This window comes from Martinezella lusitana (assembly GCF_010668395.1).
GTDB lineage: Bacteria > Pseudomonadota > Alphaproteobacteria > Rhizobiales > Rhizobiaceae > Rhizobium > Rhizobium lusitanum_A.
The window spans coordinates 69,749-96,690 of record NZ_WUEY01000018.1; the positions used below are offsets into that span (position 1 = coordinate 69,749).

Annotated in this window: 25 protein-coding genes, 1 tRNA gene and 2 pseudogenes; 10 read left to right on the forward strand and 18 right to left on the reverse strand. The window is 61.9% G+C overall.

What is annotated here, in order from left to right; genetic code table 11:
- Nucleotides 1-29: 29 nt before the first annotated feature.
- The 4 genes and pseudogenes from rpsA to GR212_RS28100 form a co-directional block, all read right to left on the reverse strand.
- Nucleotides 30-1,733 (reverse strand): 30S ribosomal protein S1, encoded by a 1,704-nt coding sequence (rpsA, locus tag GR212_RS28085; RefSeq protein ID WP_112795593.1) that lies wholly within the window; start codon nt 1,731-1,733, stop codon nt 30-32.
- 179 nt (nt 1,734-1,912) lie between these two features.
- Nucleotides 1,913-2,545 carry a (d)CMP kinase gene (gene cmk / locus GR212_RS28090; protein WP_163991734.1) on the reverse strand — a complete coding sequence of 211 codons (633 nt, stop codon included), beginning with the start codon at nt 2,543-2,545 and terminating at the stop codon, nt 1,913-1,915.
- Nucleotides 2,546-2,577: 32 nt separating this feature from the next.
- Entirely contained in the window at nt 2,578-3,213 is a 636-nt protein-coding gene (locus GR212_RS28095) for an FMN-binding negative transcriptional regulator (RefSeq protein ID WP_163991736.1), read from the reverse strand.
- Between the two features lie 74 nt (nt 3,214-3,287).
- Nucleotides 3,288-3,494: pseudogene (locus GR212_RS28100) on the reverse strand (3-phosphoshikimate 1-carboxyvinyltransferase); the annotation flags it as partial.
- 383 nt (nt 3,495-3,877) lie between these two features.
- On the opposite strand from GR212_RS28100, the gene GR212_RS28105 reads away from it, so the two are divergent.
- The 5 genes and pseudogenes from GR212_RS28105 (at nt 3,878) to GR212_RS28120 (ending at nt 6,605) form a co-directional block, all read left to right on the forward strand.
- Complete coding sequence (locus GR212_RS28105) at nt 3,878-4,258, forward strand: TIGR02300 family protein (RefSeq protein WP_163991740.1); 381 nt, start codon at nt 3,878-3,880, stop codon at nt 4,256-4,258.
- A 151-nt stretch (nt 4,259-4,409) separates the two neighbouring features.
- Nucleotides 4,410-4,485, forward strand: a tRNA-Ala gene (locus GR212_RS28110).
- 186 nt (nt 4,486-4,671) lie between these two features.
- Nucleotides 4,672-4,875: pseudogene (locus GR212_RS36970) on the forward strand (GIY-YIG nuclease family protein); the annotation flags it as partial.
- Nucleotides 4,876-5,019: 144 nt separating this feature from the next.
- Nucleotides 5,020-5,742: a YoaK family protein gene (locus GR212_RS28115; RefSeq protein ID WP_204326799.1), complete on the forward strand. Its 723-nt coding sequence runs from the start codon at nt 5,020-5,022 to the stop codon at nt 5,740-5,742.
- Nucleotides 5,743-5,813: 71 nt separating this feature from the next.
- Nucleotides 5,814-6,605, forward strand: coding sequence for an ElyC/SanA/YdcF family protein (locus tag GR212_RS28120; protein WP_163991743.1), 792 nt, complete (start codon nt 5,814-5,816; stop codon nt 6,603-6,605).
- 3 nt (nt 6,606-6,608) lie between these two features.
- Here the strand turns inward: GR212_RS28120 and GR212_RS28125 are convergent, their stop codons facing one another.
- Nucleotides 6,609-7,088, reverse strand: a complete 480-nt coding sequence (locus GR212_RS28125; RefSeq protein WP_163991745.1) for a hypothetical protein — start codon at nt 7,086-7,088, stop codon at nt 6,609-6,611.
- Between the two features lie 143 nt (nt 7,089-7,231).
- On the opposite strand from GR212_RS28125, the gene GR212_RS28130 reads away from it, so the two are divergent.
- Entirely contained in the window at nt 7,232-7,867 is a 636-nt protein-coding gene (locus tag GR212_RS28130; RefSeq protein ID WP_163991747.1) for a trimeric intracellular cation channel family protein, read from the forward strand.
- A gap of 45 nt (nt 7,868-7,912) precedes the next feature.
- Here the strand turns inward: GR212_RS28130 and irrA are convergent, their stop codons facing one another.
- A complete protein-coding gene (gene irrA, locus GR212_RS28135) occupies nt 7,913-8,335 on the reverse strand; it encodes an iron response transcriptional regulator IrrA (protein ID WP_163991749.1) in 423 nt (140 codons plus the stop codon).
- 297 nt (nt 8,336-8,632) lie between these two features.
- Between irrA and fabA the strand changes: the two genes are divergently transcribed.
- The 4 genes from fabA to GR212_RS28155 all read left to right on the forward strand — a co-directional run bounded on the left by fabA (nt 8,633) and on the right by GR212_RS28155 (nt 11,894).
- Entirely contained in the window at nt 8,633-9,148 is a 516-nt protein-coding gene (fabA, locus tag GR212_RS28140) for a 3-hydroxyacyl-[acyl-carrier-protein] dehydratase FabA (RefSeq protein WP_163991751.1), read from the forward strand.
- A gap of 53 nt (nt 9,149-9,201) precedes the next feature.
- On the forward strand, nt 9,202-10,425 hold the full coding sequence (gene fabB, locus GR212_RS28145) for a beta-ketoacyl-ACP synthase I (RefSeq protein WP_163991753.1): 1,224 nt from the start codon (nt 9,202-9,204) through the stop codon (nt 10,423-10,425).
- A 4-nt stretch (nt 10,426-10,429) separates the two neighbouring features.
- Complete coding sequence (gene fabI / locus GR212_RS28150) at nt 10,430-11,236, forward strand: enoyl-ACP reductase FabI (RefSeq protein ID WP_163991755.1); 807 nt, start codon at nt 10,430-10,432, stop codon at nt 11,234-11,236.
- 79 nt (nt 11,237-11,315) lie between these two features.
- The gene (locus tag GR212_RS28155) at nt 11,316-11,894 is read left to right on the forward strand and encodes a GNAT family N-acetyltransferase (protein ID WP_163991757.1); all 579 of its coding nucleotides are present in this window, start codon (nt 11,316-11,318) and stop codon (nt 11,892-11,894) included.
- A 44-nt stretch (nt 11,895-11,938) separates the two neighbouring features.
- Here GR212_RS28155 and GR212_RS28160 read toward each other — a convergent pair whose 3' ends face one another.
- The 12 genes from GR212_RS28160 to recR all read right to left on the reverse strand — a co-directional run bounded on the left by GR212_RS28160 (nt 11,939) and on the right by recR (nt 26,889).
- A complete protein-coding gene (locus GR212_RS28160) occupies nt 11,939-12,955 on the reverse strand; it encodes a class I SAM-dependent methyltransferase (protein WP_163991759.1) in 1,017 nt (338 codons plus the stop codon).
- Nucleotides 12,956-13,262: 307 nt separating this feature from the next.
- Nucleotides 13,263-15,401 carry a polyribonucleotide nucleotidyltransferase gene (gene pnp, locus GR212_RS28165; protein WP_163991762.1) on the reverse strand — a complete coding sequence of 713 codons (2,139 nt, stop codon included), beginning with the start codon at nt 15,399-15,401 and terminating at the stop codon, nt 13,263-13,265.
- Between the two features lie 322 nt (nt 15,402-15,723).
- The gene (rpsO, locus tag GR212_RS28170) at nt 15,724-15,993 is read right to left on the reverse strand and encodes a 30S ribosomal protein S15 (RefSeq protein WP_047635766.1); all 270 of its coding nucleotides are present in this window, start codon (nt 15,991-15,993) and stop codon (nt 15,724-15,726) included.
- Between the two features lie 153 nt (nt 15,994-16,146).
- Complete coding sequence (locus GR212_RS28175; protein WP_163991764.1) at nt 16,147-16,998, reverse strand: alpha/beta fold hydrolase; 852 nt, start codon at nt 16,996-16,998, stop codon at nt 16,147-16,149.
- A 93-nt stretch (nt 16,999-17,091) separates the two neighbouring features.
- Complete coding sequence (gene truB / locus GR212_RS28180; protein ID WP_163991766.1) at nt 17,092-18,024, reverse strand: tRNA pseudouridine(55) synthase TruB; 933 nt, start codon at nt 18,022-18,024, stop codon at nt 17,092-17,094.
- Between the two features lie 12 nt (nt 18,025-18,036).
- The gene (rbfA, locus tag GR212_RS28185) at nt 18,037-18,444 is read right to left on the reverse strand and encodes a 30S ribosome-binding factor RbfA (protein ID WP_163991768.1); all 408 of its coding nucleotides are present in this window, start codon (nt 18,442-18,444) and stop codon (nt 18,037-18,039) included.
- Nucleotides 18,445-18,861: 417 nt separating this feature from the next.
- Nucleotides 18,862-21,597 carry a translation initiation factor IF-2 gene (infB, locus tag GR212_RS28190; RefSeq protein ID WP_163991770.1) on the reverse strand — a complete coding sequence of 912 codons (2,736 nt, stop codon included), beginning with the start codon at nt 21,595-21,597 and terminating at the stop codon, nt 18,862-18,864.
- 101 nt (nt 21,598-21,698) lie between these two features.
- Nucleotides 21,699-22,391, reverse strand: a complete 693-nt coding sequence (locus tag GR212_RS28195) for an RNA-binding protein (RefSeq protein ID WP_163991772.1) — start codon at nt 22,389-22,391, stop codon at nt 21,699-21,701.
- Entirely contained in the window at nt 22,388-23,995 is a 1,608-nt protein-coding gene (nusA, locus tag GR212_RS28200) for a transcription termination factor NusA (protein WP_163991774.1), read from the reverse strand. Before nusA ends, GR212_RS28195 begins: the two co-directional genes overlap by 4 nt.
- Nucleotides 23,996-24,057: 62 nt before the next feature.
- A complete protein-coding gene (rimP, locus tag GR212_RS28205; RefSeq protein ID WP_163991776.1) occupies nt 24,058-24,663 on the reverse strand; it encodes a ribosome maturation factor RimP in 606 nt (201 codons plus the stop codon).
- 160 nt (nt 24,664-24,823) lie between these two features.
- On the reverse strand, nt 24,824-26,266 hold the full coding sequence (locus GR212_RS28210; protein ID WP_432444414.1) for a lytic murein transglycosylase: 1,443 nt from the start codon (nt 26,264-26,266) through the stop codon (nt 24,824-24,826).
- Between the two features lie 17 nt (nt 26,267-26,283).
- Nucleotides 26,284-26,889, reverse strand: a complete 606-nt coding sequence (recR, locus tag GR212_RS28215; RefSeq protein ID WP_163991778.1) for a recombination mediator RecR — start codon at nt 26,887-26,889, stop codon at nt 26,284-26,286.
- Between the last annotated feature and the right edge of the window lie 53 nt (nt 26,890-26,942).

The window sequence follows — 26,942 nt, forward strand, 5'->3', positions numbered from 1 at the left end:
GTCTTTTGTTTCGAGGCGTCTACCGAAGATTATTCGGCGTTGCGGTTCTTCAGAGCCGCACCCAGGATGTCGCCGAGCGAAGCGCCCGAGTCGGACGAACCGAACTGAGCAACGGCTTCCTTCTCTTCAGCGATTTCCAGAGCCTTGATCGACAGCATGATCTTGCGGTCCTTCTTGGAGAAGTTGGTGACGCGAGCGTCGACAACCTGACCAACCGAGAAACGCTCCGGACGCTGTTCGTCACGGTCACGCGACAGATCGGCGCGGCGGATGAACGAGGTGATGTCTTCGTGGTTGACGAGCTTCACTTCGATGCCGCCGTCGTTGACTGCGATCACTTCGCAGGAAACGACTGCATTCTTGCGCAGGTCGCCGGAAGCGGCGGCTTCGCCGACTGCATCCTTGCCGAGCTGCTTGATGCCGAGCGAGATGCGTTCCTTCTCGACATCGACGTCGAGAACGACGGCCTTGACGACGTCACCCTTGTTGAACTCTTCGATGACCTGTTCGCCCGGACGGTTCCAGTCGAGGTCGGAGAGGTGAACCATGCCGTCCACATCGCCGTCGAGGCCGATGAACAGGCCGAATTCGGTCTTGTTCTTGACTTCGCCTTCGACTTCGGTGCCAGCCGGATGGTTGCGGGCGAATGCTGCCCACGGGTTTTCGAGCGTCTGCTTCAGGCCGAGCGAGATACGGCGCTTGGTCGGATCGACTTCGAGAACGACGACTTCGACTTCCTGGCTCGTGGACAGGATCTTGCCGGGGTGTACGTTCTTCTTGGTCCAGGACATTTCCGAGATGTGGATCAGGCCTTCGATGCCCGGCTCCAGCTCGACGAACGCACCGTAGTCGGTGATGTTCGTAACCGTACCGGAAATCTTCTTGCCTTCCGGATACTTGGCCTGGATGCCATCCCACGGATCGCTCTCGAGCTGCTTCATGCCGAGCGAGATGCGGTGGGTTTCCTGGTTGATGCGGATGATCTGTACCTTGACCTGCTGGCCGATGGACAGGATTTCCGACGGATGGTTCACACGGCGCCATGCCATGTCGGTGACGTGCAGCAGGCCGTCGATGCCGCCGAGGTCAACGAACGCACCGTAATCGGTGATGTTCTTGACGACGCCGTCAACAACCTGGCCTTCTTCGAGGTTCTGAACGATTTCAGAACGCTGCTCGGCACGGGACTCTTCCAGAACCGTACGACGCGATACGACGATGTTGCCGCGACGCTTGTCCATCTTGAGGATTTCGAAGGGCTGCGGGTTGTGCATCAGCGGGGTGACGTCGCGGATCGGGCGGATATCGACCTGCGAACGCGGCAGGAAGGCGATAGCGCCGTCGAGATCGACGGTGAAGCCGCCCTTGACCTGGTTGAAGATCACGCCTTCGACGCGTTCGCCAGCTTCGAACTTGGCTTCGAGCTTGATCCAGCTTTCCTCGCGGCGAGCCTTTTCGCGCGACAGAACGGCTTCGCCAAGCGCGTTTTCGATACGCTCGACGTAGACTTCGACTTCATCGCCGACCTTGAGCGTGCCGTCCTTGGCGCGTGCACCGAATTCCTTCAGCGCGATGCGGCCTTCGACCTTGAGGCCGACGTCTACAACGGCGACATCCTTTTCGATGGCGGTGATGATGCCCTTGGTGACATAGCCTTCAGCCAGATCGTTCTTGGCAAAGGATTCTTCGAGAAGGGCCGCGAAATCTTCGCGAGAGGGGGAAGTTACAGACATAAAATCTCCTGGCGTGTCCCGATCATGCAATCTGGACACTGACGCGCCGGTGGTTCGCGTTGAACAGGCCTGACCCCAGTCCGCCTCCCCTTCGGGAAGCTATCCGGCGCTTGGACGGAATGTCAGGCTATTGAAATTGGCAGCTTCGGGCGCGGGGCGCGCAAAAGCCGCTCGTATTTTCAGGCATTTCGGCTCAGAGCGGCGTCGATGATCGACTTTGCCGTCTGAAACGCCGCTTCTATACTCATTTCTGAGGTATCTAGCAAGTACGCGTCTTCGGCCGGCTTGAGCGGGCTGTCGGTGCGGCCCATATCGCGTTCGTCGCGCCGTTTCACGTCCTCGAAGATGGCGTCGTAATTAGCGCTGCCGCCGGCTTCGACGATCTCTTCATGGCGCCGTTTCGCGCGGACCGCGGCCGAGGCCGTCACATAGAGCTTTACCGGCGCGCCGGGGCAGACGACGGTGCCGATGTCGCGGCCGTCGAGCACCGTTCCCGGCGCCTTTTCGGCGAAGCGGCGCTGCGCCTCGACCAAGGCCCGGCGTACGCTCGGCATGACGGCGATCTTCGACGCGGCCTCGCCGATCTCATGCCTGGACAGAACGGTCCGGTCGAGCCCGGCCAGATCGACCTTGCGCGCCATGCCCTCGGCAATGGCTTCGTCGTCGAGCGGCAATCCGGCATCGAGCAGGGCCTTGGCGGTCGCCCGGTAGGTAAGGCCGGTGTCGAGATGATGAAAACCATAGGTTTCGGCGATCCGGCGCGCCAAGGTTCCCTTGCCGGCAGCCGCAGGTCCGTCGATGGCGATGATCATGTCTTCCTTTGTCCCTACCCTGTATCCCGATATTACTTGCTGTAGCGGCGCACCAGATCGGCCATCTCGGCGGCTTCGCTGCGATCGATCGCAGCAAGGCCCTCGGCCACGCCTTGCCGGTCGGCGAGCGGCCGGTTCTGGCTCACCTTCCATTTGCCGTCAATCGTCTCGATGTCGATTTCGATGCCGACGATACCTTTCATCTGGGCTGCGATGAAGTCCGGCGGCGCATCTTCCACCGCCCAGGGCTGCGCGCGGTCGCCTTCGTTGTCGCCCGTCAGCGCGCCGATCTGCGTGCGCAGCCAGACGGGATCCTCGATCGTCCGCGCGCTCCCGCGAACCTGTACGATCGCATAGTTCCACGTCGGCACCACCTTGCCGGTTTCCCGCTTCGTCGCATACCAGGATGGCGTGATGTAGGTATCGGCGCCCTGGAAGACGACGAGCACGGGCGCACCAGCTTCGATCTCCCGCCACTGGCCGTTTGCCCTGGCGAGATGCGCCTGCAGCGTGCCCTTGGGCGAAAGCTCCGTATTGAGATGAAACGGCACGGCATTGGCGATCAGCCCGCCGTCGCCCGCGGTGATCAGCAGTCCCAGCGGATGGGCGCGGATCAGCTGATGCTGCGTGCCGAGATCGTCTTCGCGATGATGTGGAGGCTGATACATGGCTTCGATCCGTTGTTGCCGCCATCCTCGAAACCCGGCAGGATAGGGCTTCGGATGGCCGATGGCGCGATCTATCAATCCTTGGCTTCGATCGTCGCGCCCAATCTTGTCATCATAGCAAAAAACTCAGGAAAGCTCGTGGCGATCATGGCGGAATCGTCGAGCGTAACCGGATGCCGGCTCGCAAGCCCCATGGCGAGGAAGCCCATGGCAATGCGATGATCGAGAAGGGTCCGGGTTTCGCCTTTGCCGGCATTGCCGAGGCCTCTACCGTCCGGCTTGTCCCGAAGCGTCGGCATATCCTTGCCTCTGCCACGGGGAAGGCGGATCGAGCCGGAAAGGCCGGTCGAGCGGCGTGCCACGGCCGGCTGCGGGATGGTGCCGTGCGGCATGGGCAATTGCTTTGCGAGACCGGTATTCCCGCCGCATTTCGCGGCTGGCTTCGGTGCTCTTGCTCAAGGTATCCTGCGGTTCACGCCGGCTGGTCGGCACAGGCTCACGGCCCGATCATCCCGGAAGGCGTGAGAACGCTGGCGAAGCGCTTGAACTTTAGCTTTGACAGAAACGGCCGTAACGATTAAGGGGACCGGCTGATATTTCCCTTAAAACGCCGGCTTCCCCGGCATTGCCGAATTTTCATTCGGCCATTGATGAGGCTTTGACAGTGGCGAAAGCGGAACTTGGAACAAAACGTACCGATCCGGACAATGGCAAGAAGTTCTATGACCTGAACCGGGATCCGGTGATCTCGCCCTACACCGGCAAGTCCTGGCCGTTGTCCTATTTCGAAGAAACCTCCGCTTCGAAGGAAGTTCCGGAAGAAGAAGAAGTGGCCGAGGTCGATACCGAAAGCACCGAAGTCGAACTGGTGTCCCTCGAGGATGCCGATGAGGCTGCTGCCGGCGACGATATTCCGGATATCGGCGATGACGATGTCGAAATCGGCGACGATGACGACGACACCTTCCTCGAAGCCGACGAAGATGAAGACGATGACGACATGAGCGACATCATCGGCGTCACCGGCGACGACGACGACGTCTGATCTCAAGACAGTCGGCCCGGTGAACAAGAAAAATTTCCCGGGCCGAATTTTTCGGCTTGCTATCTGTGAAAACCACAAGTAATAAGCCGCCACCCCGACGGGCGAAACGCTCGGAAGGGACCCAGGGCCGGTCAAACGGCACCACCTTGATGGGGCTATAGCTCAGCTGGGAGAGCGCTTGCATGGCATGCAAGAGGTCAGCGGTTCGATCCCGCTTAGCTCCACCACGCTTCGCCCTTACGGGCTTCGCGTGGCGCAGCCGCGGGAAACCGTTAGGCCGAAGCAGTGCCCGGCAAAGCCCGCAGGGCGACGACGGGCTAAGATCTCAATCAGATATTTACAGATACAAAATCACACGAAACTCGATATAGAGTTGCATCCGATTCACTGGCTGGCAATTGAGTGAGATGCGGATGTGGTATGTTTACATCCTTCAAAGCGTGAATTTTCCCGAACAGCAATATACCGGCTCGACTTCAGATCTTAAGCAGCGGCTTGCCAGTCATAATGCCGGTAAGTCGACCCATACCGCGAAGTTCGCACCTTGGGTCCTTCTTTGGTATTCAGCCTTTCCGGATAAATATCGAGCACTGGAATTTGAGACCTATCTCAAGTCTCACTCAGGCAGAGCATTTGCAAAAAAGAGGCTACACTCATGGATTCTGCCCGCTCTCTATTTATCGGGCAATTTGATCCAATCTCCGCATTCGCCCCAACTTCATGCTAGCCTCGCATCCTCCGCAAACCATCCCGATTCGGTCATGACCAGACAACGACGCCGTCGTCTCATTAGGACCCGCCGCAGGCTGACGGGGCTTGCGCTCGTCGCCTCCATTTCCTTTTTGGCCGGCATGACCGATGCCGTCGGCCTGATGCTGACGGGGAACTTCGTGTCCTTCATGACGGGCAACACGACGCGGGCGGCGATTGCGGTGGGAACCGGGGATTTCGGCCATGCGGCGGTGCTGTTTTCCGCGATCCTGACATTCATAGCCGGCAATGCGCTCGGGATCGTCATCGCACATGCGGCCGACCGGCGGGCTTTCGTGGTGCTGGCCTGCGTCAGCGTCCTTCTCGCCGCAGCCGCGGGTTTTGCGGAGCCGTCGTTGATTCTGGTGCAGTTCTATCTGGTGGTGCTCGCCATGGGCCTGGTCAACGCCACCGTCGAACATATCGAAGGTCTGCCGATCGGCCTGACTTACGTTACCGGGGCGCTCTCGCGTTTCGGTCGCGGCATTGGCCGCTTCTTGCTGGGCGACCGCGACTTTGCCTGGACGGTGCAGATCGTGCCCTGGAGCGGCATGATCGTCGGCGCCATCATCGGTGCGTTTCTTGCCGGCGCATTGGGCGCGCATGCGCTGTGGCTGGTGTCGATGGCAGCGCTCCTCCTGGCATTGGTCACGCTTTTCATTCCCCGCCCGCTGCAGCGCCGCTTCAGCCACCGCCTGATGGCGGCGGCCCCGATGGTGCGGCGGTCGAAATAGCCACATTGCAGCGCACAAAATCTGCTAGGAGAAAAGCCGAATCGTTTTGCCGACAAGCGTAAGGATGTGCCGTGTTCGTTTTTTCGAAACTTGTCTGGATCTTGGGTCAGCCGCTGTCGCTGGCGTTTTTCTTCGTCCTGCTGGCATTCGTTGCCGCGCTCCTGCGCTGGCGCGCCACCGTCATTGCCTCGTCGCTGCTATCCGTGCTCATCCTCTTCGTCACGCTCTATACGACGGCAGGCTCCTACATCGTGCAGGGGCTGGAGGAGCGCTTTCCGCACCCCGCTGCCGATCCGGCCGATCTCAAATGCATGATCGTTCTCGGCGGCGCCACGCAGAACGAGGTGACGACCGTGCGCGGCGGCTACGAACTCGATTCGGCCGGCGACCGCCTCATCGAAGCTTTGCGGCTGGCGCAGAAATTTCCGCAGGCGCGTATCTTGATCTCGGGCGGCGACGGCTCGATCGGCGGCGCCTATGAGGGCGATGCCGTCATCTCGGAGCGCTTCTTCACCGCGCTCGGCATTTCGACGAGCCGGATGATCGAGGACAAGACCTCGCGCACCACCTTCGAGAATGCGGTCAATACGAAGCAGCTGCTGGCGCAGAACGGGCTTTCGGATTGCCTGCTCATCACCTCCGGCTTCCATATGCCGCGCTCGATGGGGATTTTCCGCAAGCAGGGGATCGATGTCGTGCCGTGGCCGGTCGATTATCGCAGCACCGGCAAGGAAAGCCTGGGTCTCGATCTGACCCAGCCCTCGCGCAATGCGCAGCTCCTGGCGACGGGCGTGCGCGAATGGGTCGGCCTGGTCGGATATTACGCCGTCGGCCGCACCTCGGCGCTTTACCCCGCGCCGTGAAAGCTACTTCTTGGAGATGGTGACGAATTTGGTGCCGCGCACCCGGACCGTGATCTCGCAAGGATCTTCCCCGTCCTTGCGGTCGCAGAAGCGCGGATGCATCTTCATGACAAGCACCATGTTGCCGAAACGCTGGATGAAATCGTAGCCGTAGATCTGCGCCGTGGCGATCAGCAGATAGCCGCCTTCGGCCACCTGGGCGTAGAAATTGTAGGGGCAACCCTCATCGTTGCAGTAGGGTCCTTTTTCGCCCTTGCAGGTGATCTCGCCTTCGTTGACCACTATGTCGGTCAGCTTGTCGTTGTTGATATCCTGCTCCGTCGAAAAATGATCGCCGAAGCTCACCTGTCCGTCGCAGCTCTTGGTGAAGTGATCCTTCTCGAAGGCCACGGGATCCGGCAGGATCGATTGCTGCGCCATGGCCACGGCGGGCATCATCACGAGTGCGACGAGGTTGAGGATTACGATCAGCAGGGATTTCACGGGGGGATTCCTCTTCGAAGCGCCGTTACGGCCATGCGATAGTCGCCGTAGCCGCTACGACATCTTTACACGCGCCTGCTTGCGCGGCCCTTGCCGTCGTGATTCATTTCGGAAAGATCGCCGGCGCCCCGTTGGAGTTTTCGATGTCGCTTCTTTCGTTTCTTGATTATGCCGGCGTCGCCCTTTTTGCCGCAACCGGTGCGCTCGCGGCCTCGCGCAAGCAGCTCGACCTGATCGGCTTCCTGTTCCTGGCCGCCGTCACGGGCATCGGAGGCGGCACGCTTCGCGATATCGTTCTTGGCCGGGTGCCCGTCTTCTGGGTGCTGAACCCGACCTATATCATCATCTGCGCCGTGGTCGGCGTGCTGTTCTTCTTCACCGCGCATCTGTTCGAATCGCGCTACCGGCTGCTTCTCTGGCTCGATGCGGTGGGACTGTCGGCCTATTGCGTCATGGGGGCCGCCAAGGGCATGGCGGCGACGGGCTCACCCACCGTCGCCATCGTCACCGGCGCGCTGACGGCGACGTTCGGCGGCATCCTGCGCGATCTGCTGGCGAACGAGCCCTCGGTGCTGCTGCGGCCGGAAATCTATGTCACGGCCTCGCTCGTCGGCGCGGGCGTCTTCACGGCCGCCAACGCGACGATGATGCCGCTCTATGTATCCGCCGGATTGGGCGTGATCGCGGCCTTTGCGGTCCGTGGCGGCGCGCTCTGGTTCGGCTGGACCTTTCCGACCTATCGCCACAGGCCGGGCCGGCATCCGGATGATGTGATGTGACGGAAGACTTTTTGCCGCAGGACGGTTGCTGCGGGAAGAGCTGCCTTAACGCTGCTGCTTGCGGCGCAGGCGGATCACCACGTCGACATGGGCGATTTCCATGCCCTTCGGCGGCTCCGGCAGATTGCCGATCGTCAGATTGCTGATCGGGATATCCAGCACCTCGTTGTGGCCTTCCACGAAAAAGTGATGGTGGTCGGAGACGTTGGTGTCGAAATAGGTCTTGGTGCTCTCGACGGCGAGCACGCGGATCAGGCCGGCCTCGGTGAATTGATGCAGCGTGTTGTAGACAGTTGCCAGCGAAACCGGAACGCCGGCGGCAACGGCTTCCTCGTGAAGTTCTTCCACGGTCAGATGCCGGTCGCCCTTCGCAAAGAGAAGATCACCCAGCGCAATCCGCTGTCGGGTCGGCCTCAGGCCCACGTTGCGCAGCCTGCTTTCGATCGCGATTTCGGCCTCTTCCGCCATTCAGGGACTCCGGATTCCTGATCTCTGTAATTCTTAACTAAGCCATATAACTTTTGCCTTGATTGCTTTCAATAGTTTCGATGGGGTGGGAAGCTGCTCAAAAGCCGCAAAAAACGGGCTTTTGGCGCATTTCGCTCTGGTCGCGGCTCTGGCGTTCCTGTATGCGACCACCACATAACGGCTAGTGCGTTCGATAGAGCGGATGAATGAGTGTGTGATGCTTTCGCTTCATTTTCTGTCCATCTTGCACTAAAGCTTCACATCCATCGGCATTCATGCGGGGGAAACGGATTTTTTATGACGACGAGACAGTCCAGCTTCAATTACGAGGAAATCCTGGCCTGCGGCCGCGGCGAACTGTTCGGTCCGGGCAATGCGCAGCTCCCCCTGCCGCCGATGCTGATGGTCCATCGCATTACCGAAATCTCCGAGACCGGCGGCGCCTTCGACAAGGGCTTCATCCGCGCCGAATACGACGTGCGTCCCGATGACTGGTACTTCCCGTGTCATTTCGCCGGCAATCCGATCATGCCCGGCTGCCTCGGCCTGGACGGCATGTGGCAGCTCACCGGCTTCTTCCTCGGCTGGCTCGGCGAGCCCGGCCGCGGCATGGCGCTTTCCACCGGCGAGGTGAAGTTCAAGGGCATGGTTCGCCCGGACACGAAACTTCTCGAATACGGCATCGATTTCAAGCGCGTCATGCGTGGCCGCCTGGTCCTCGGCACGGCGGACGGCTGGCTGAAGGCCGACGGCGAGACCATCTATCAGGCGTCGGACCTGCGCGTGGGCCTGTCGAAGGACAAGGTCGCCTGAATCGCGGCTCCGCCGCCTCCACCAAGACAGACGTTTTAGAAAAGGTCATCGATATGAGACGGGTAGTTGTTACGGGTCTGGGTATTGTCTCTTCGATTGGAAACAATGCTCAAGAAGTGACCGCCTCGCTGCGCGAAGCCAAATCCGGCATTTCTTTCTCTCCCGATTTTGCCGAGCATGGCTTCAAGTGCCAGGTCTGGGGTTCGCCGAACATCGATACGACCGAGCTGGTGGATCGTCGTGCGATGCGCTTCCTGTCGCAGGGTGGCGCGTGGAACCATGTCGCCATGAAGCAGGCGATCGCCGATAGCGGCCTCGAGGAAGGTGACATCACCAACGAGCGCACCGGCATCATCATGGGCTCCGGCGGCCCGTCGACCCGCACGCTGATCGAAGCCGCCGACATCACCCGCAAGAACAACAGCCCGAAGCGCATCGGCCCGTTCGCCGTGCCGAAGTCGATGTCCTCGACCGCGTCGGCAACGCTTGCGACCTGGTTCAAGATCCACGGCGTCAACTATTCGATCTCGTCCGCCTGCTCGACCTCGGCGCACTGCATCGGCAATGCCGCTGAAATGATCCAGTGGGGCAAGCAGGACGTGATGTTCGCCGGCGGCCACGAAGATCTCGACTGGACCATGTCGAACCTCTTCGACGCCATGGGTGCCATGTCGTCCGACTTCAACGAGAATCATCCGGAAACCGCTTCGCGGGCCTATGACGCCAAGCGTGACGGCTTCGTCATCGCCGGCGGCGCCGGCGTGCTGGTTCTGGAAGAGCTGGAACACGCCAAGGCGCGCGGCGCCAAGATCTATGCCGAGATCGTCGGCTACGGCGCCACCTCGGATGGATACGACATGGTCGCGCCGTCGGGTGAGGGTGCCGCGCGCTGCATGCGCCAGGCGCTCGCCACGGTGAAGGGCGATATCGACTACATCAACACCCACGGCACCTCGACACCGGTGGGCGACAGCAAGGAAATCGGCGCGATTCGCGAAGTCTTTGGCGACAGGATCCCGCCGATCCAGTCGACCAAGTCGCTGACGGGCCATTCGCTCGGAGCAGCCGGCGTGCAGGAATCGATCTATTCGATCCTGATGATGCAGGAACGCTTCATCGGCGAAAGTGCCCATATCACCGAACTCGATCCGGAATTCGAAGGCGTGCCGATCGTGCGCAAGCGTATCGACGACGCCAAGTTCGATATCGCTCTTTCGAACTCCTTCGGCTTCGGCGGCACCAACGCCACGCTCGTGTTCCAGCGCTACAACGGATAAGGCAATGACGGGAATCATGCAGGGTAAGCGCGGCCTCATCATGGGCGTCGCAAACAATCACTCGATTGCCTGGGGTATTTCGAAGGCGCTCGCAGCCGAGGGCGCGGAGCTGGCTTTCACATTTCAGGGCGAGGCGCTCGGCAAGCGCGTCAAGCCGCTGGCAGCCGAAGTCGGCTCGGATTTCCTTCTGCCGTGCGACGTCGAGGATCTTGTATCCGTCGATGCCGTCTTCGACGAGATCAAGGCGCGCTGGGGCAAGCTGGATTTCATCGTCCACGCCATCGGCTTTTCCGACAAGAACGAGCTGAAGGGGCTTTATGCCAACACCACGCGGGACAATTTCACCCGCACCATGGTGATTTCCTGCTTCTCCTTCACCGAGATCGCCAAACGCGCCGCCGACCTCATGACCGAAGGCGGCAGCATGCTGACGCTGACCTATAACGGCTCGACGCGCGTGATCCCGAACTACAACGTCATGGGTGTCGCCAAGGCGGCGCTTGAGGCTTCGGTTCGCTATCTCGCCGCCGACTACGGCCCGCGCGGCATCCGCGTCAACGCCGTTTCCGCCGGCCCGATCCGCACGCTGGCCGGCGCCGGCATTTCGGATGCCCGCGCCATCCTGTCGTGGAACCAGCGCAACGCGCCGTTGCGCAAGTCGGTCACCATCGATCAGGTAGGCTCGTCGTCGCTCTATCTCCTGTCGGACCTGTCGGCGGGCGTTACCGGCGAAATCCACTTCGTCGATGCCGGCTACAACATCACCTCGATGCCGACTTTGGAAACGCTGTCGACGGCCGATGCCGAGTAGGCATCCTTGATTTGAGCCATCCTCTCGGTCCTTGGCCGGGAGGACCGAACTTCCGGATATCCTTTCAGGGGATTCCCGAATGACGTCCCACGACGCCGAACCCTTCGCATCGACCGAACGTCTCCTCCTCCGCCGTTTTGTGCCGGGGGATTTCGAGGCCTACAGCGCCTATCGCTCCCTGCCGGATATCTATCGTTTCCTGTACCGCGATCCCCCTTCGCCGGAGGCGATGAAGGCGCGCTTCGATGCCCGCTTGAATTCTTCTTTCTCGGAAGACGGCGATACGCTGCCGTGCGCCGCCATTCGGCGGGAGGACGGCGCCTTGGTGGGGGACGTCAGCCTGACATTCGCAAACAAGGCCGCGCTGCAGGCCGAGGTCGGCTATATCTTCAGTCCGGCCCATGCCGGAAGGGGATATGCGACCGAGGCGACGGACGCCATCATCACGCTCGGTTTCGAAACGTTCGGCTTTCACCGGATCTTCGCGCGGCTGGATGCGAAGAATGCCCGGTCCGTCGGCGTCGTCGAACGGCTCGGTCTGCGTCGTGAGGCGCTCTTGATCGAAAGCGATCGCTTCAACGGCGTCTGGGGCGACGAATGCGTCTATGCCGTGCTGAGCCGCGAGTGGGCTGCGAGAGCGCCGAAACCGAAGCCATGACCAAGCGAACATAAAAAAGGCGACCGATCGGCCGCCTTCATCGCTTATTTCTTTGCCCAGAGCACCTTGTAGCGGGCATTGCGGCAGGTCTCGCCATGCTCCTTGAAGTGTTCGGCCAGGACCGGCTCGTAGGGCAGGCCGCGATTGGCGACCAGCATCAGCCGTCCGCCGCTGCGGAGCGCCGAGGCGGCGGTCTTGATCATCGCCTGACCGAGCGAGGGTTCGGCGGCGTGCCCCTCATGGAAGGGCGGGTTCATGACGATGAGGTCGTACTTGTCCTTGACCGGCTCGCTCGCCAGATCGTGCCAGAAGAAGCGCTGGGCGACCTTCGGGCAATTTGCCAGCAGATTGGCGCGGGCGGCCTCCAGCGCGTCGTAGTGGGCCTCGTAGAGGTCGATACGCGCGATCCTTGGCGACTTTGTCGCCAGCTCGACAGAGAGATAGCCCCATCCGGCGCCAAAGTCGGCGGCATCGCCGCTGAAGTCGGTCGGCAGGCGCGAAGCCAGCAGCTCGGAGCCGGCATCGATCCGGTCATGGGAGAACATGCCGGCCGCGGTGGTAAACCGGTCGTCGACGCGCGTTGCGGGCTTCACGAGCTGCGCCGTCAGCGCCTCGATGTCGGCGGGGCGCGCGAACCAGAAGGCGACGCCATGATATTTCGGCATATGCTCGACCGTAAGGCCAAAACCTTCGATGCGCTTGCGCAGCGGCTGAATGCCGTCTTCCTTGCCGCCGGCGACGACGATCAGGCCACCTTCCTTCACGCGCGAAAGCGCTTCGGCGATATGGCTTTCGTTTTCACCCTTGTGCTTGCCGCAAAGCACGAGCGCGCCGTCATAGTCACTGCCCTCGATTTCCGGCGTCACGTTGATGCGCTGCGCCTGCAGCTGGCGATAGAAGGGGCGGAAGCCCTGGACGGCGGAAAGCTCGGCGGCAAAACCGTCAGGCAGCGCAAAGCCGGCCTCGGCGCCGAGAAACAGGATCCGCTCGCCCTCGCCGGGCGCGTCTACGGTGCCGGAGGCAAAGGGATGAAACAGGGTCTTCAGGGCGTCGCGGCTCATGGGCGTGATCTCGTCATGGGAGTGGGTTTCGTTCGTCGGATCCGTGCCACCGTCTTATCCGGTACTTGCCCCTCACCCTAACCCTCTCCCCGTTGGAACGGGGAGAGGGGACGACGGAGCAAGACAACATGCCTCTTAGTAGGAAGGACTGTTATCGAGCACAATCGTTATCCCCTCTCCCCGCGTGCGGGGAGAGGGCTAGGGTGAGGGGCCGGGCACGCAGCTTCAGCAGGGGCGGCCGACGGCATCAATATAAAAGGGGCGCGGAAACGAATCCCGCGCCCCGGAACCTGAATGAAGGCGCAGCTTACTCGGCCGCGTCATCCTTCTTCTTGTCGGCGGCGATTTCCTGGCCGGTGGCCTGGTCGACGACCTTCATGGACAGGCGAACCTTGCCGCGCTCGTCGAAGCCGAGCAGCTTGACCCAGACCTTGTCGCCTTCCTTGACGACGTCCTGCGTCTTCGCGACGCGCTCGGAAGCGAGCTGCGAGATGTGGACGAGGCCGTCGCGGGCGCCGAAGAAGTTGACGAAAGCGCCGAAGTCGGCGGTCTTGACGACCGTGCCTTCGTAGATCTGGCCGACTTCCGGCTCGGCGACGATCGAGTGGATCCACTTGCGGGCCGCTTCGATTTCCTTGCCGGAGGACGAGGCGATCTTGACGGTGCCGTCGTCTTCGATGTTGATCTTCGCGCCGGTCTTTTCGACGATTTCGCGGATGACCTTGCCGCCGGAGCCGATGACTTCACGGATCTTGTCGACCGGGATGTTCATGACTTCGATGCGCGGTGCGAATTCGCCGAGCTGGCCGCGGCTCTCGGTGATTGCCTTGGACATTTCGCCGAGGATGTGCGTGCGACCGCCCTGTGCCTGGCCGAGAGCGACCTTCATGATCTCTTCGGTGATGCCGGCGATCTTGATGTCCATCTGCAGCGAGGTGATGCCGTCGGCGGTGCCGGCGACCTTGAAGTCCATGTCGCCGAGGTGGTCTTCGTCACCGAGAATGTCGGAGAGAACGGCGAAACGATCGCCTTCCAGGATCAGACCCATGGCAATGCCGGCAACCGGCTTGGCCAGCGGAACGCCGGCGTCCATCAGAGCGAGCGAGGTGCCGCAAACCGTTGCCATCGAGGACGAGCCGTTGGACTCGGTGATCTCGGAGACGACGCGCAGCGTGTAGGGGAACTGTTCAGCCGTCGGCAGCATCGGGCGGATAGCGCGCCATGCGAGCTTGCCGTGACCGATTTCGCGACGACCCGGGGAACCCATGCGGCCGGTTTCGCCAACCGAGTAGGGAGGGAAGTTGTAATGGAGCAGGAAGCGCTCCTTGTACATGCCCGTCAGGCTGTCGACATACTGTTCGTCTTCGCCGGTGCCGAGCGTGGCGACGACGATTGCCTGCGTTTCACCGCGGGTAAACAGCGCCGAACCGTGCGTGCGCGGCAGAAGGCCGACTTCCGAAACGATCGGGCGAACGGTCGACAGGTCGCGGCCGTCGATGCGGCTCGACGTGTCGAGGATGTTCCAGCGAACGATCTTGGCCTGCAGGTGCTTGAAGACGGCGCCGATGACTTCGGCGGAATACTTCGGCTCTACGCCTTCCGGGAGGAAGTGTGCCTTGACCTTGGCCTTGACGGCGTCGACGGCAGCGTAACGTTCAGCCTTCTGCGTGTTCTTGTAGGCGGTGCGCAGCTCGGCTTCGGCAATGCCGAGCATTTCGGCTTCGAGTTCGGAATAATCTTCCGGCGTGAAATCGCGCGGTTCCTTGGCAGCGACTTCAGCGAGCTTGATGATCGCGTCGATGACCGGCTGGAAGCCGCGATGGCCGAACATGACGGCGCCGAGCATGACGTCCTCAGGCAGTTCCTTGGCTTCCGACTCAACCATCAGAACGGCGTCCTGCGTGCCGGCGACGACGAGGTCGAGGCTCGATTCGTCCATCTCGTCGAGATGCGGGTTGAGCACGTATTCGCCGTTGATGTAGCCGACGCGAGCGCCGCCGACCGGGCCCATGAAGGGAACGCCGGAGAGCGTGAGCGCTGCGGATGTGGCAACCATCGACAGGATGTCGGGATTGTTTTCCAGGTCATGCTGGATGACGGTGACGACGACCTGCGTGTCGTTCTTGTAGCCTTCCGGGAAGAGCGGGCGGATCGGACGGTCGATCAGCCGGGAAACGAGGGTTTCGTTTTCGCTCGGACGTCCTTCGCGCTTGAAGTAGCCGCCGGGGATCTTGCCGGCTGCGTAGGTCTTTTCCTGGTAGTTGACGGTGAGCGGGAAGAAATCCTGGCCCGGCTTCGGCGACTTGGCGGAAACGACGGTGGCAAGAACCACGGTCTCGCCGTAGGTGGCGACGACGGCGCCGTCGGCCTGACGGGCGATCTTGCCGGTTTCGAGCTTCAGCGGGCGGCCTGCCCACTCGATTTCGACAGTATGGATATCGAACATATCTTGTCCTAACATTGTGCGGGAAAAGGCGCCGTCGCCGAGACATTCGGCAAGGCACATCTTCAACCGCACGAAATGTGACGCATCACGGGCAAGACAACGAGAGGCTTTCGAAGTCAGGCCGAAGCACGAGGCTTCGGCTGAAAGCATCCGGCAATCCTGCCCCATGACAGGTCAACGGTTGTTGTTGGCAGCGCCGGCCCATCCGGGCTGCCGGTAGTTTCGCGTCGCGCAAATGCGAGGCGCAGGCGAAACAGTCTGAGGGGCATACCCCTCATAAGCATCCGGCGGACGTTCAGGTGAACGCCCGCCGGAAATTCCGTTAGCGGCGGATACCGAGGCTGGTGATCAGCTTGGTATAACGGCCTTCGTCCTTCTTCTTGAGATAGTCAAGAAGCGAGCGCCGGCTGGAAACCATCGTCAGAAGGCCACGACGGGAGTGGTTGTCCTTCTTGTGGTCCTTGAAGTGGTCCGTGAGGTTGTTGATGCGCTCGGTCAGGATCGCTACCTGGACTTCCGGAGAACCGGTGTCGCCTTCGACGGTGGCGTATTCCTTGATCAGCGCAGCCTTGCGCTCAGCAGTGATCGACATCGGATAGTCCTTTCTATGAGAGGAAATTAAAGTCGCCAAACGCCGGGATGTCGTCCAGCATTGGCCGCGAATGCACTCAGGCATGCCTGATGCTGGCGCTGCCTATAAACCAAATGAGCGGCAATGGAAAGAGGGTTCTCCCCGAGCCGCCTTTCAGCGTCCCGCCATGGCATCCCGGATCATGGCATCGTAGCCCTCCGGATCCTGCAGCATGGCGAAATGGCTGGCGTCCTTCAGGATAACGAGCTTGGCCCCCGGAATTTCCTTGGCCATCATCTGCGTATGGTCGAGCTTGACCGCCTCGTCGTGGTCGCCGATGGCAAGCGTCACCGGCACGGAGATCTTTCCGAGGTCGGCTCCCGTCCATGCCGGTTGTGTCGCCCACATCTGTGAGATCTGGTTGACGAAGGCGTCGTATTCGTTCGGGGTCGGCGACAGCTTCTTGTAATACTCGCCGGCGACATTGATGTAGTCGTTGAAGGTCTTGTTGTTCATGACATCGGGCTTCACGCCATCGGTCGTGACATTGGCGGCCTGGGCGATCACCCGCGTCAGCTTTTCGGGATGTTTCATCGCCATGTCGATGCCGATGATGCCGCCGTCAGACCATCCAACCAGCGTCACCCTGTCGATTTTCAGATAGTCGAGCAGCGCGACGTAGTCCGAGGTCATCAGATCATAGCCGAAGGGCTGCTGGCTGCGGGTCGATCGGCCGTGACCGCGGCTGTCGGCGACGATGACGAGATGATCCTTAGCGAAATCGGCAACCTGAGCGCCCCAGACCTCGGCATTCCCAAGTCCGCCATGGATGAAGAGGATCGGGTCACCCTCGCCATATTCGGCATAGTACATCTTGATGTCGTTGACATCGGCCATGCCGCTCGTCTTTGGCTGCGGCATCGGCGGAAAAGCCGGCAAGCCGGCCCAGCGCTCGGCGGATTGAGCGCCGGCAATTGTCAGGAACAACGAAAGGAATGCCAGTATTCCGATTGCAATTCTGCGCATGTTTGCCCCCTTTGAACGGGCCGTCATGGCCCGTCGGAGAACATATCGTACGCTGCTGCCTCGCAATAGCCGCCTTTTGCCACCGGCAAAAGGTCAGCCGAACACGCGCTTGGGGCGGAATTCGCCCTGGCCGATCTCGCCGATGGCGATCAGCTTGCCGCGTGCCGTGGCGTAGGCCTCGGTTTCGGCAACCGGCGCATCGCGCCCGCGAACCAGGATCGGGTTGCCCATCTTCAGGCGATGCGCCTGGTCGTCGCTGATGACGAGATGGGGCAGCGAAGACAGGGCCTCGGCGGTGTCGATCAGCAGTGCATCGAGGGCTGCAAGCCGTTCGTCCGCATCCTCGATGGCTTCCAGCGCCACGAGGTCGGCAAGCGGCACCATCGTCTCCTCGGCGAAGGGAGCGACGAAGCTGCGGCGCAGGCCGGAAATATGGCCGTAGCAACCGAGGTCGCGGCCGAAATCGCGGGCAAGCGCGCGCACATAGGTTCCCTTGCCGCACTCGACCTCGAAATGCGCAGTATCGGCATCCGGGCAGGCGAGCAGCGTCAGGCGGAAAATCTCCACCTCGCGCGACGGGATCTCGACCGTTTCGCCTTCGCGGGCGAGGTCATAGGCGCGTTCGCCTGATATCTTGATGGCGGAGAACTGCGGCGGAATCTGCTGGATGGCGCCGGTATATTTCGGCAGCAGCGCGCGGATGTCCTCTTCGCCCGGGCGCTTGTCCGAGGTGGCGGTAATCGCGCCTTCGAGGTCGTCGGAAGCGCGCTCCTCGCCCCAGGTGACGGTGAATTCGTAGATCTTGCGGCCGTCCATGACGTAGGGAACCGTCTTGGTGGCGTCGCCGAGCGCGATCGGCAGCATGCCGGATGCCAGCGGATCGAGCGTACCGGCATGGCCGGCCTTCTGGGCCTTGAACAGCCACTTGATCTTGGAAACGGCTTCGGTCGAGCCGAAATCCACCGGCTTGTCGAGGATGAGCCAGCCCGAAATCGGGCGGCCCTTGGGCTTGCGTGGTTTGGACATTCTCTGTCTCTGTTATTGATCTTGGTCGTTATCGTCTTCGAGATCGCGGCTGACCTCGGGTGAACGCAGCAAGGCGTCGATCTTCTTGTAATTGTCGAAGCTCGTATCGTCGCGGAAGCGCACTTCCGGCATGTATTTCATCTGGCGAAGCTGCGGGCCGAGGCGGCCGCGGATGTACTTCGCATGGCGATTGAGCGCCTCGATGACGGTGTTGTGGTCGGTGACGCCGAGCGGGGTCACGAAAGCGGTGGCGATCTTCAGATCCGGCGACATGCGCACTTCGGAAATGGAGATCACTGTGCGCTCGATCAGGTCGTCGCGCACTTCGCCGCGCTGCAGAACCTGCGTGATCGCTGCGCGCACCTGCTCGCCGACGCGAAGCATGCGCTGCGAAGGCGCGGAAGAAGTTGGTCTGGTCATGGTTTTTCCATTAGCAGCGTCCCGTGGACGCAATAAAGCGGGTCACATGACTCGATCCGGCGCAAAGGTCAAGGCTGGATGGCCTGTCTGGGCCACCGGAAGCCGAGAATCCTCGCGAATGCGGCCTCCCGCCTGCTCGGTTTGGCAAAAGCGGATGCCGGAACACAGGCCAGGAAGATCCTATGTCGAATCCGATCCGCGCGTCACGGCGGCCTATATCGGGGATCTCGCTCCAGCCACGCCAAATCGTCGTATGTGTCGACGTCCAGAAGGTGCCTGTCGTGTTGACCCTTACGGCGATAGCGCAAAACGCCGCCCCGCCTGCCGCGTGATGACCACATGGCCGTCCGGTCGGGTCCAACAAAAAACCGCCGGACTTGGCCGGCGGTTTTGGTATCTCTCAAATCGAACGATTGCTTACAGCGTGCGCGTGATGTGCTCGACGCGGAAGCATTCGATCGTATCGCCGACGCGAATGTCCTCGTAGTTTTCGAAGGCCATGCCGCATTCCTGGCCGACATTGACTTCCGATACTTCGTCCTTGAAGCGCTTGAGCGTCTTGAGCTTACCTTCGTGGATGACGACGTTGTCGCGCACCAGGCGCACGCCGACGCCACGCTCGACCTTGCCTTCGGTAACGCGGCAACCCGCGACCTTGCCGACCTTCGTGATGTTGAACACCTCGAGGATCTCGGCATTGCCGAGGAAGGTTTCGCGGCGCTCCGGCGAGAGCAGGCCCGACATCGCTGCCTTCACGTCATCCACGAGGTCGTAGATGATGTTGTAGTAGCGGATTTCGATGCCTTCGCGCTCTGCGAACTGGCGTGCCTGGGCATTGGCGCGAACGTTGAAGCCGATGATGGCGGCGTTCGAGGCTTCGGCCAGCGAAATGTCCGACTCCGTGATGCCGCCTGCGCCCGAATGAACGATGCGGGCCCTGACTTCGTCGGTGCCGAGCTTCTCCAGCGCGCCGGCAATGGCTTCGATCGAGCCCTGCACGTCGCCCTTGATCACCAGCGGGAATTCCTTCACGCCGACGCTCTGCAGCTGGGTCATCATCTGTTCGAGCGATCCGCGCTGGCCCGACTGGCGGGCAGCGGCCTTGTCGCGGGCCAGACGCTGACGATATTCGGAAATCTCGCGGGCGCGGCTTTCGTTTTCGACGACGGCGAACTTGTCGCCGGCCGCCGGCGTGCCCGACAGACCGAGGACCTCGACCGGCGTCGCCGGGGTCGCTTCCTTCACATGCTCGCCCTTGTCGTTGACCAGCGCGCGCACACGGCCCCACTGATCGCCGGCAACGACGATCTGGCCCGGACGCAGCGTGCCCTTCTGGACGAGGACGGTGGCGACGGAGCCGCGACCGCGATCCAGCTGGGCTTCGATGACCGTGCCTTCTGCCGTGCGGTTCGGATTGGCCTTGAGGTCAAGGATTTCCGCCTGCAGCAGGATGGCTTCGAGCAGCTTGTCGAGGTTGGTGCCGTTCTTTGCCGACACTTCCACGTCGAGCACTTCACCGCCCATGGATTCGACGAAGACTTCGTGCTGCAGCAGTTCGGTGCGGACCTTCTGCGGATTGGCTTCGTGCTTGTCGATCTTGTTGATCGCCACGATGATCGGAACACCCGCTGCCTTCGCATGGCTGATCGATTCGATCGTCTGCGGCATCACGCTGTCGTCGGCCGCAACCACGAGGATCGCGATGTCGGTCGCCTGGGCGCCGCGGGCACGCATTGCCGTGAAGGCGGCGTGGCCCGGGGTGTCGATGAAGGTGATCTTCTGACCGTTCTGCTCGACCTGGTAGGCGCCGATATGCTGGGTGATGCCACCGGCTTCGCCCGAGACGACGCTCGTCTTGCGGATGGCGTCGAGCAGCGAGGTCTTGCCGTGGTCGACGTGACCCATGATGGTGACGACGGGCGGACGCGAAACCAGTTCGCCTTCCTCGTCGGCAACGTTGAAGATGCCCTGTTCGATGTCGGATTCCGAAACGCGCTTGACCGTATGGCCGAATTCGCTGGCGATCAGCTCGGCCAGGTCGGCGTCGATGACGTCGCCCGGCTTCATCATCTGGCCTTCCTTCATCAGGAACTTGATGACGTCGACGGCGCGTTCGGACATGCGCTGCGACAGTTCCTGAATGGTGATGGTCTCCGGAAGCACGACTTCACGCGAGATCTTTTCGCGCGTTTCCTGCATCTGGCTGCGGCGGAACTTTTCCTGGCGGCGGCGCATGGCCGAAAGCGAGCGGCCGCGAGCGCTGCCGTCTTCATCGACATTCGCCGTCGTCACGGTGAGCTTGCCGCGGCGACGCTCTTCGTCCGTCTTCGGGCGGGTTGTGACCGGCTTTGCCGGCTCAGGACGCGTGACCTTGCCGCGTGCCGGAGCGCCGCGCGGCGGGCCGCGATCGGTCTCTTCCTCATTGGTGCGGCGGCGGTTGGCCGGTGCGTCGGCAGCAGGAGCGCCGGGGCGTGCAGGCTGCGGAGCCGCATCCGGACGACGTGCAACGGCAGGAGCCGCGGCCGCGGCCGGCTGGGCGGCTGCAGGCTTTGGCGCTTCCACCGGCGCGGCGGCTGCTTCGACCTTGGCTTCGGCGGCGCGAGCAGCCTCTTCGGCGGCCCGGCGGGCAGCTTCAGCCTGTTCGGCGATGCGGCGTGCCTCTTCTTCCTGAAGGCGGCGTGCTTCTTCCTCGGCACGGCGCACCGCATCGGCGGCGTCGCGAACCTGGGCCTCGGCGAGCGCGCGGCGGCGGGCGTCCATTTCGCCAGCCGACAGATGGTTCAAGACCACCGGCCGCGACGAACGTTCCTGCTGCGGGCGCTGCTGGTTGTTCTGGTTGGATTGCTGTGGCCGCTGCTGCTGGCCGCCCGGCTGATGGATGCGCGGAGCCGGCTGCGGCGGGCGTGGCGGCTGCGGTGTCGGCTCCGCAACCCGCGTCACCGATTGCGGTGCGGCAGCGGTCGTCGAACCAACGATCGGCTTTTCGTCTTCGGGGCGCAGGGGGCGGCGCTTGCGGGTCTCAACCACGACCGCCTTGGTGCGTCCGCGGCCCATGTCCTGGCGCACGGTTCCCTGATTTACGCCTGAAGGCTTCAGGGTGAGGGTCTTCTTACCCGATGCACTCAGCGTCTTGTCGTCTTGGTTATCGGTCATTCCGTTCCTGTTCCTTCGGACAGGGCTCGGAAACGTCCGTCAGACCCTGTCGTTCAATACATGTACCTTAATGAGGCGTCCGGCGTAGGCCGGTGACCGCGTCATTGTTTTCGCCGGCCAGCGCCGCCCGTTGCCCGGGACTGACCGCCGTTGCGGTACCGTTCGAGCAGGTTTGCGCGCTTCACTACACCTTCACCCGCCCGCCCCGCAAGCGCTGCGGCATGGATAAAAGCATTCTGGCCCATCAGTTCTTCCATTTCCGCCTCCGTGAAGACACGGAACGACGGTATTTCCTGTTCGGTTTCCATACCGAGATGCCAGGCCTTGCGTGCCTGGTCGATCTTCCGCACACCGTCGGCGGCGGCGTCGATCGCGTGGAATACGGCGAGTGCCGAACCATTGCGAACAGCGCCATCGACCTTCGACGAGCCGTTGACGAACTGGCTTGCCTTGCGCGCCATGTGCATCATCCCGGCCAGCTGCGCCACAAGAAGGCGGTCGACGATGGCGCCGAGATCGCTCGGTGCCGTCACCTCCGCCTTCAAGGCGCGGGCAAATAATTTCTTCGCCACTGCCTTGTCCACCAGCGCCCGGTCAAGCTTGACCCAGCAGCCGCGTCCCGGCAGCTGCCGCTTCAGATCGGGAACAACGGTCCCGTCCGGAGCGGCTACGAAGCGGATCAGCTCGTCGGCCGATCCGCTTTCGCGTGTCACGATACACATGCGGCCGTTTGCGCCGTCACCCCCGAGATCGCTGTCTTCAGGCGGTGCGCTTGGCCCCTCGGTGATCGTCATGCTTCTTGCTCGGCTTCATCCTCCGCGACCTCTTCGGTCGTCTCAGTGGCGAGATCGGCCTCGGTGATCCAGCCGGCCAGCAGGCGAGCCTGCACGACCATCTGTTCTGCTTCGACGCGCGACACTTCGAGCTTGGAGAACAGGCCTTCGAACTTTTTCGTTTCGCCGTTCTTGCGTTCGCTCCAGCCGACGAGGTCATCGGCAGCGCAGCCGGCGAAGTCCTCGATCGTCTTGATGCCGTCCTCGCCGAGGGCGACCATCATCTGTGCGGTCATGCCGTTGATCTGGCGCAGCTCGTCGGAGACGCCGAGCGCCTTGCGCTTCTCGTCCATCTCGGCTTCCAGGCGCTCCAGATATTCCCGGGCGCGCTCCTGGATTTCCTGCGCGGTCTCTTCGTCGAAACCGTCGATGGAAGCGATTTCGTCGAGATCGACGTAAGCCAGTTCCTCGACGGCGGCAAAGCCTTCGGAGGCCAGAACCTGACCGACCATTTCGTCCACGTCGAGCGCGTCCATGAACAGGTTGGTGCGCTCGTTGAATTCCTTTTGGCGGCGTTCCGATTCCTCGGCTTCCGTCATGATGTCGATATCCCAGCCGGTCAGCTGCGATGCGAGGCGGACGTTCTGGCCGCGGCGGCCGATGGCCAGCGACAGCTGCTCGTCCGGAACCACGACTTCGATGCGCTCCGCGTCTTCGTCGAGAACGACCTTGGCGACTTCGGCCGGCTGCAGCGCGTTGACGACGAAGTTCGCCGGCTCGCTGGACCACGGAATGATGTCGATCTTCTCGCCCTGCAATTCGCCGACGACGGCCTGAACGCGCGAGCCGCGCATACCGACGCAGGCGCCGACCGGATCGATCGACGAGTCGTTGGAGATGACGGCGATCTTGGCGCGAGAGCCCGGATCGCGGGCAACCGACTTCACCTGGATGATGCCGTCGTAGATTTCGGGCACTTCCATGGTGAAGAGCTTGACCATGAACTGCGGATGCGTGCGCGACAGGAAAATCTGCGGGCCGCGCTGCTCGCGACGGACGTCGTAGACATAGGCGCGGACGCGGTCGCCGTAGCGGAAATTCTCGCGCGGGATCATCTCGTCGCGGCGGATGATGCCTTCGCCACGGCCGAGATCGACGATGACGTTGCCGTATTCGACGCGCTTGACCGTGCCGTTGACGATTTCGCCGACGCGATCCTTGAATTCGTCGAACTGGCGGTCACGCTCGGCTTCGCGCACCTTCTGCACGATGACCTGCTTGGCCGACTGGGCGGCGATGCGGCCGAAATCCATCGGCGGCAGCGGATCGGCGATGAAATCGCCAAGGGCGGCGTCGGGGTTGCGGTCGCGGGCCAGTTCCAGCGGGATCTGCGTGGAATAGTCCTCGGCCTTCTCGACGACTTCGAGCAGGCGCTGCAGGCGAATTTCGCCGGTCTTCGGATTGATGTCGGCGCGGATGTTCGACTCCGTGCCGTAACGCGAGCGCGCGGCCTTCTGGATCGCGTCCGCCATTGCGGCAAGCACGATCTCGCGGTCGATGACCTTTTCGCGCGCCACTGCATCTGCGATCTGCAGAAGTTCTAGCCGGTTCGCACTGACTGCCATTGTCTTTAGTCTCCGTCTTCCTGCCCTTCGGTTCCCGTTCCGTCAGGCGGTTCGTTGATCGGTTATTCTTCTTCGTCCGCTTCGTTCTGGTTCGCTGCCTCGGCTTTTGCCAGCTTGTCGGCGCGCAACGCATCGCGGATGAGATCGTCCGTCAGGATCAGCTTGGCTTCGGCCAGCGTGCTGAACGGAATGGTTACCTTCTGCTCCTCGCCGCGGGTAGCCTCGTCGCGTTCGATCGTGAAACCATCGGCATCCACGGCGACGATCTTGCCGCGGAAACGCTTGCGGTTATCGACAAGTATCGACGTTTCGCACTTGACGATATGGCCGTTCCAGCGGACGAAATCCGACTTGCGCACCATCGGGCGGTCGATGCCGGGCGAAGACACCTCCAGATGATACGCCTTATCGATCGGATCTTCCACATCCAGGACCGGAGAAATGGCCGTGGAGACCTCTTCGCAGTCCTCGACGGTCATGGTGCCGTCGTTGCGCTCGGTCATCACCTGCAGCGTCAGGCCGTTCAGATTCAAGAGGCGTACGCGCACCAGGCGGAAGCCCATACCCACAAGAACGGGCTCGATGATGGCGGCGACGCGCTGATCAAGGCCGGTTTCGACGATCAGCCTGGGTTCGTTGGTATTGTCTGCGTTTGTCACGTCCGACAAGCATTCACTCCTGCATTGTTCATGCAAACGGGAGATCGAGCTAATAAAAAAGAGCGGGTCCTTGCGGCCCACTCTTCATCACACGATCAAGAATTTGAAGCCGATATAAGCCTCTTTCCGGCAAATTGCAAGGCATTCGCGCCGAAAGGCTTTTCCGCGCTTATTTCAATATGCCGAGTATGGAGGCCTCGGGATAGCAGGTGGGTTTCATGCCGTTCTTTTCCTGCCACTGGCCGATCGAGCGTCTCGTCTTGTAGCCCGGAAGCCCGTCGGTGCCGCCGACATCGTAGCCCTTGCGTTCCAGCGTCTTCTGCATGCCGGCGACGTCGGAGCGCAGCATCTTGCCGACATCGCCCCATTTTTCCTCGAAAGCGCCGCCGCCGGAGGCGATACGGTCGGCAAGATTGCCGATATAGAGGCCGTAAAGGTCGGAATTGTTGTATTCCTTGATGGCATAGAAGTTTGGCGTGACGATGAATTCCGGCCCGTCGCGGCCGGCCGGAACCAGCATCATGCCGCTGGCCCGCAATTCGTCCGGTGGAAAGCTCTTGCCGGAAACCCGCTTGATGCCGAGCGAGGCCCACTGCGAGATCGGCTTGGCAAGATCCGGTCCCTCCTGAGCGCAGGATACGTTTTGCGGGATGGTGACCTCATAGCCCCAGCCACGGCCGCGCTGCCAGCCCTTCTGGACCATATAGTTGGCTATGGATGCCAGCGTGTCCGGCACGGATGTCCAGATATTGCGATGGCCGTCGCCATCGAAATCGACGGCATATTTCAGGTAGTTGGTCGGCATGAACTGCGGCTGGCCGAGGGCGCCGGCCCAAGAGCCCCTGAACTGATCCGGCGTGACATCGCCATGCTCGAGGATGCGCAGGGCGGCGACGAGCTCGGCGCGGAACATGTCCTTGCGGGTCGACATGAAGGCCTTGGTCGCCAGCACCTGGATCGCCGAATTCGGCAGCTTGGCAATGCCGAAACCGGTCTCGCGGCCCCAGATGGCCAGCAGGATCGGCCCCGGCACGCCATAGGTTTTCTCGATCCGTCGCAGCGCTGGTCCATATTGCGAGGCGAGGCTCTTCCCGGTCGCGGCCAGCTTCTGCAGCCGCGCCTCGTTGAAATAGGGGGCGGGCGAGGAGAATTCGGCCTGGGTCTGCTTCTGCTCCGTGGGCTTCGGGAAGCCCGGGGGCACGAGATCCGGCAGGTCCCAGTTCAGCGTCACGCCGGCGAACGCGGCCTGGAAGGTCTTTTCGGAAATTCCGGCTTTACGCGCTTCCGGCCAGAGATCCTTCTGAATCCACGCCTGAAACTGCGCCTCGACATCGGCCTTCGAGGCGGCAAGCGCGGGCAGGGGGAGGAGGGCGAGGAGGAGGATAACGAAGCGCAGAATATGCCGAGCGATACCCCCCTCTGTCCCTTTCGGGACATCTCCCCCACAAGGGGGGAGATCGTTGGCGGCGCGCTTTACGCCATATCGAGGGCCCGAAGTTTCTGCGGCTACGGCAACTGATTGCTTGGCGAAGACCATGCCACAAGCAACCAATCTCCCCCCTTGTGGGCGAGATGTCACGAAGTGACAGAGGGGGGTGTACACTCTCCTCATACCTGGTCCTCTCCGTCTCAAATCGCCGTCCGCGCCCTGAGCGCCGCCGCCAGCGTGCCCTCGTCGAGGTAATCGAGCTCGCCTCCGACCGGAACGCCATGCGCAAGGCGGGTGATCTTGACGTCGAGCCCGGCAAGCTGATCGGTTATATAGTGTGCTGTGGTTTGGCCTTCGACCGTTGCGTTGACGGCGATGATGATCTCGCGGATGCCGCCTTCGCCGACGCGGGCGATCAGCCCGCGAATGTTGAGATCGTCGGGTCCGACGCCGTCGAGCGGCGACAGGACGCCGCCGAGAACATGGTAGGCGGCGTTCATCGCGCCGGCGCGCTCCAGCGCCCAGAGGTCGGACACGTCTTCGACGACGATGATGACGGATTGGTCGCGCTGTTCGTCGGTGCAGACTGTGCACGGGTCGACGGTATCGACATTGCCGCAGCGCGAGCAGATCTTCACCCTGTCATAGGCATCGCCCATGGCATGGGACAGCGGCCCGAGAAGCTGATCCTTCTTCTTGATCAGGTGCAGCGCCGCCCGCCGTGCCGAGCGCGGCCCGAGGCCCGGCACTTTCGCCAGAAGCTGGATGAGTTTTTCGATTTCGGGGCCGGTGACTCGCTTTGCCATGGGAGGCTTTTAGCTCATAAGCTCGCGAAACGGAATCACGGAAGGGACGGTTG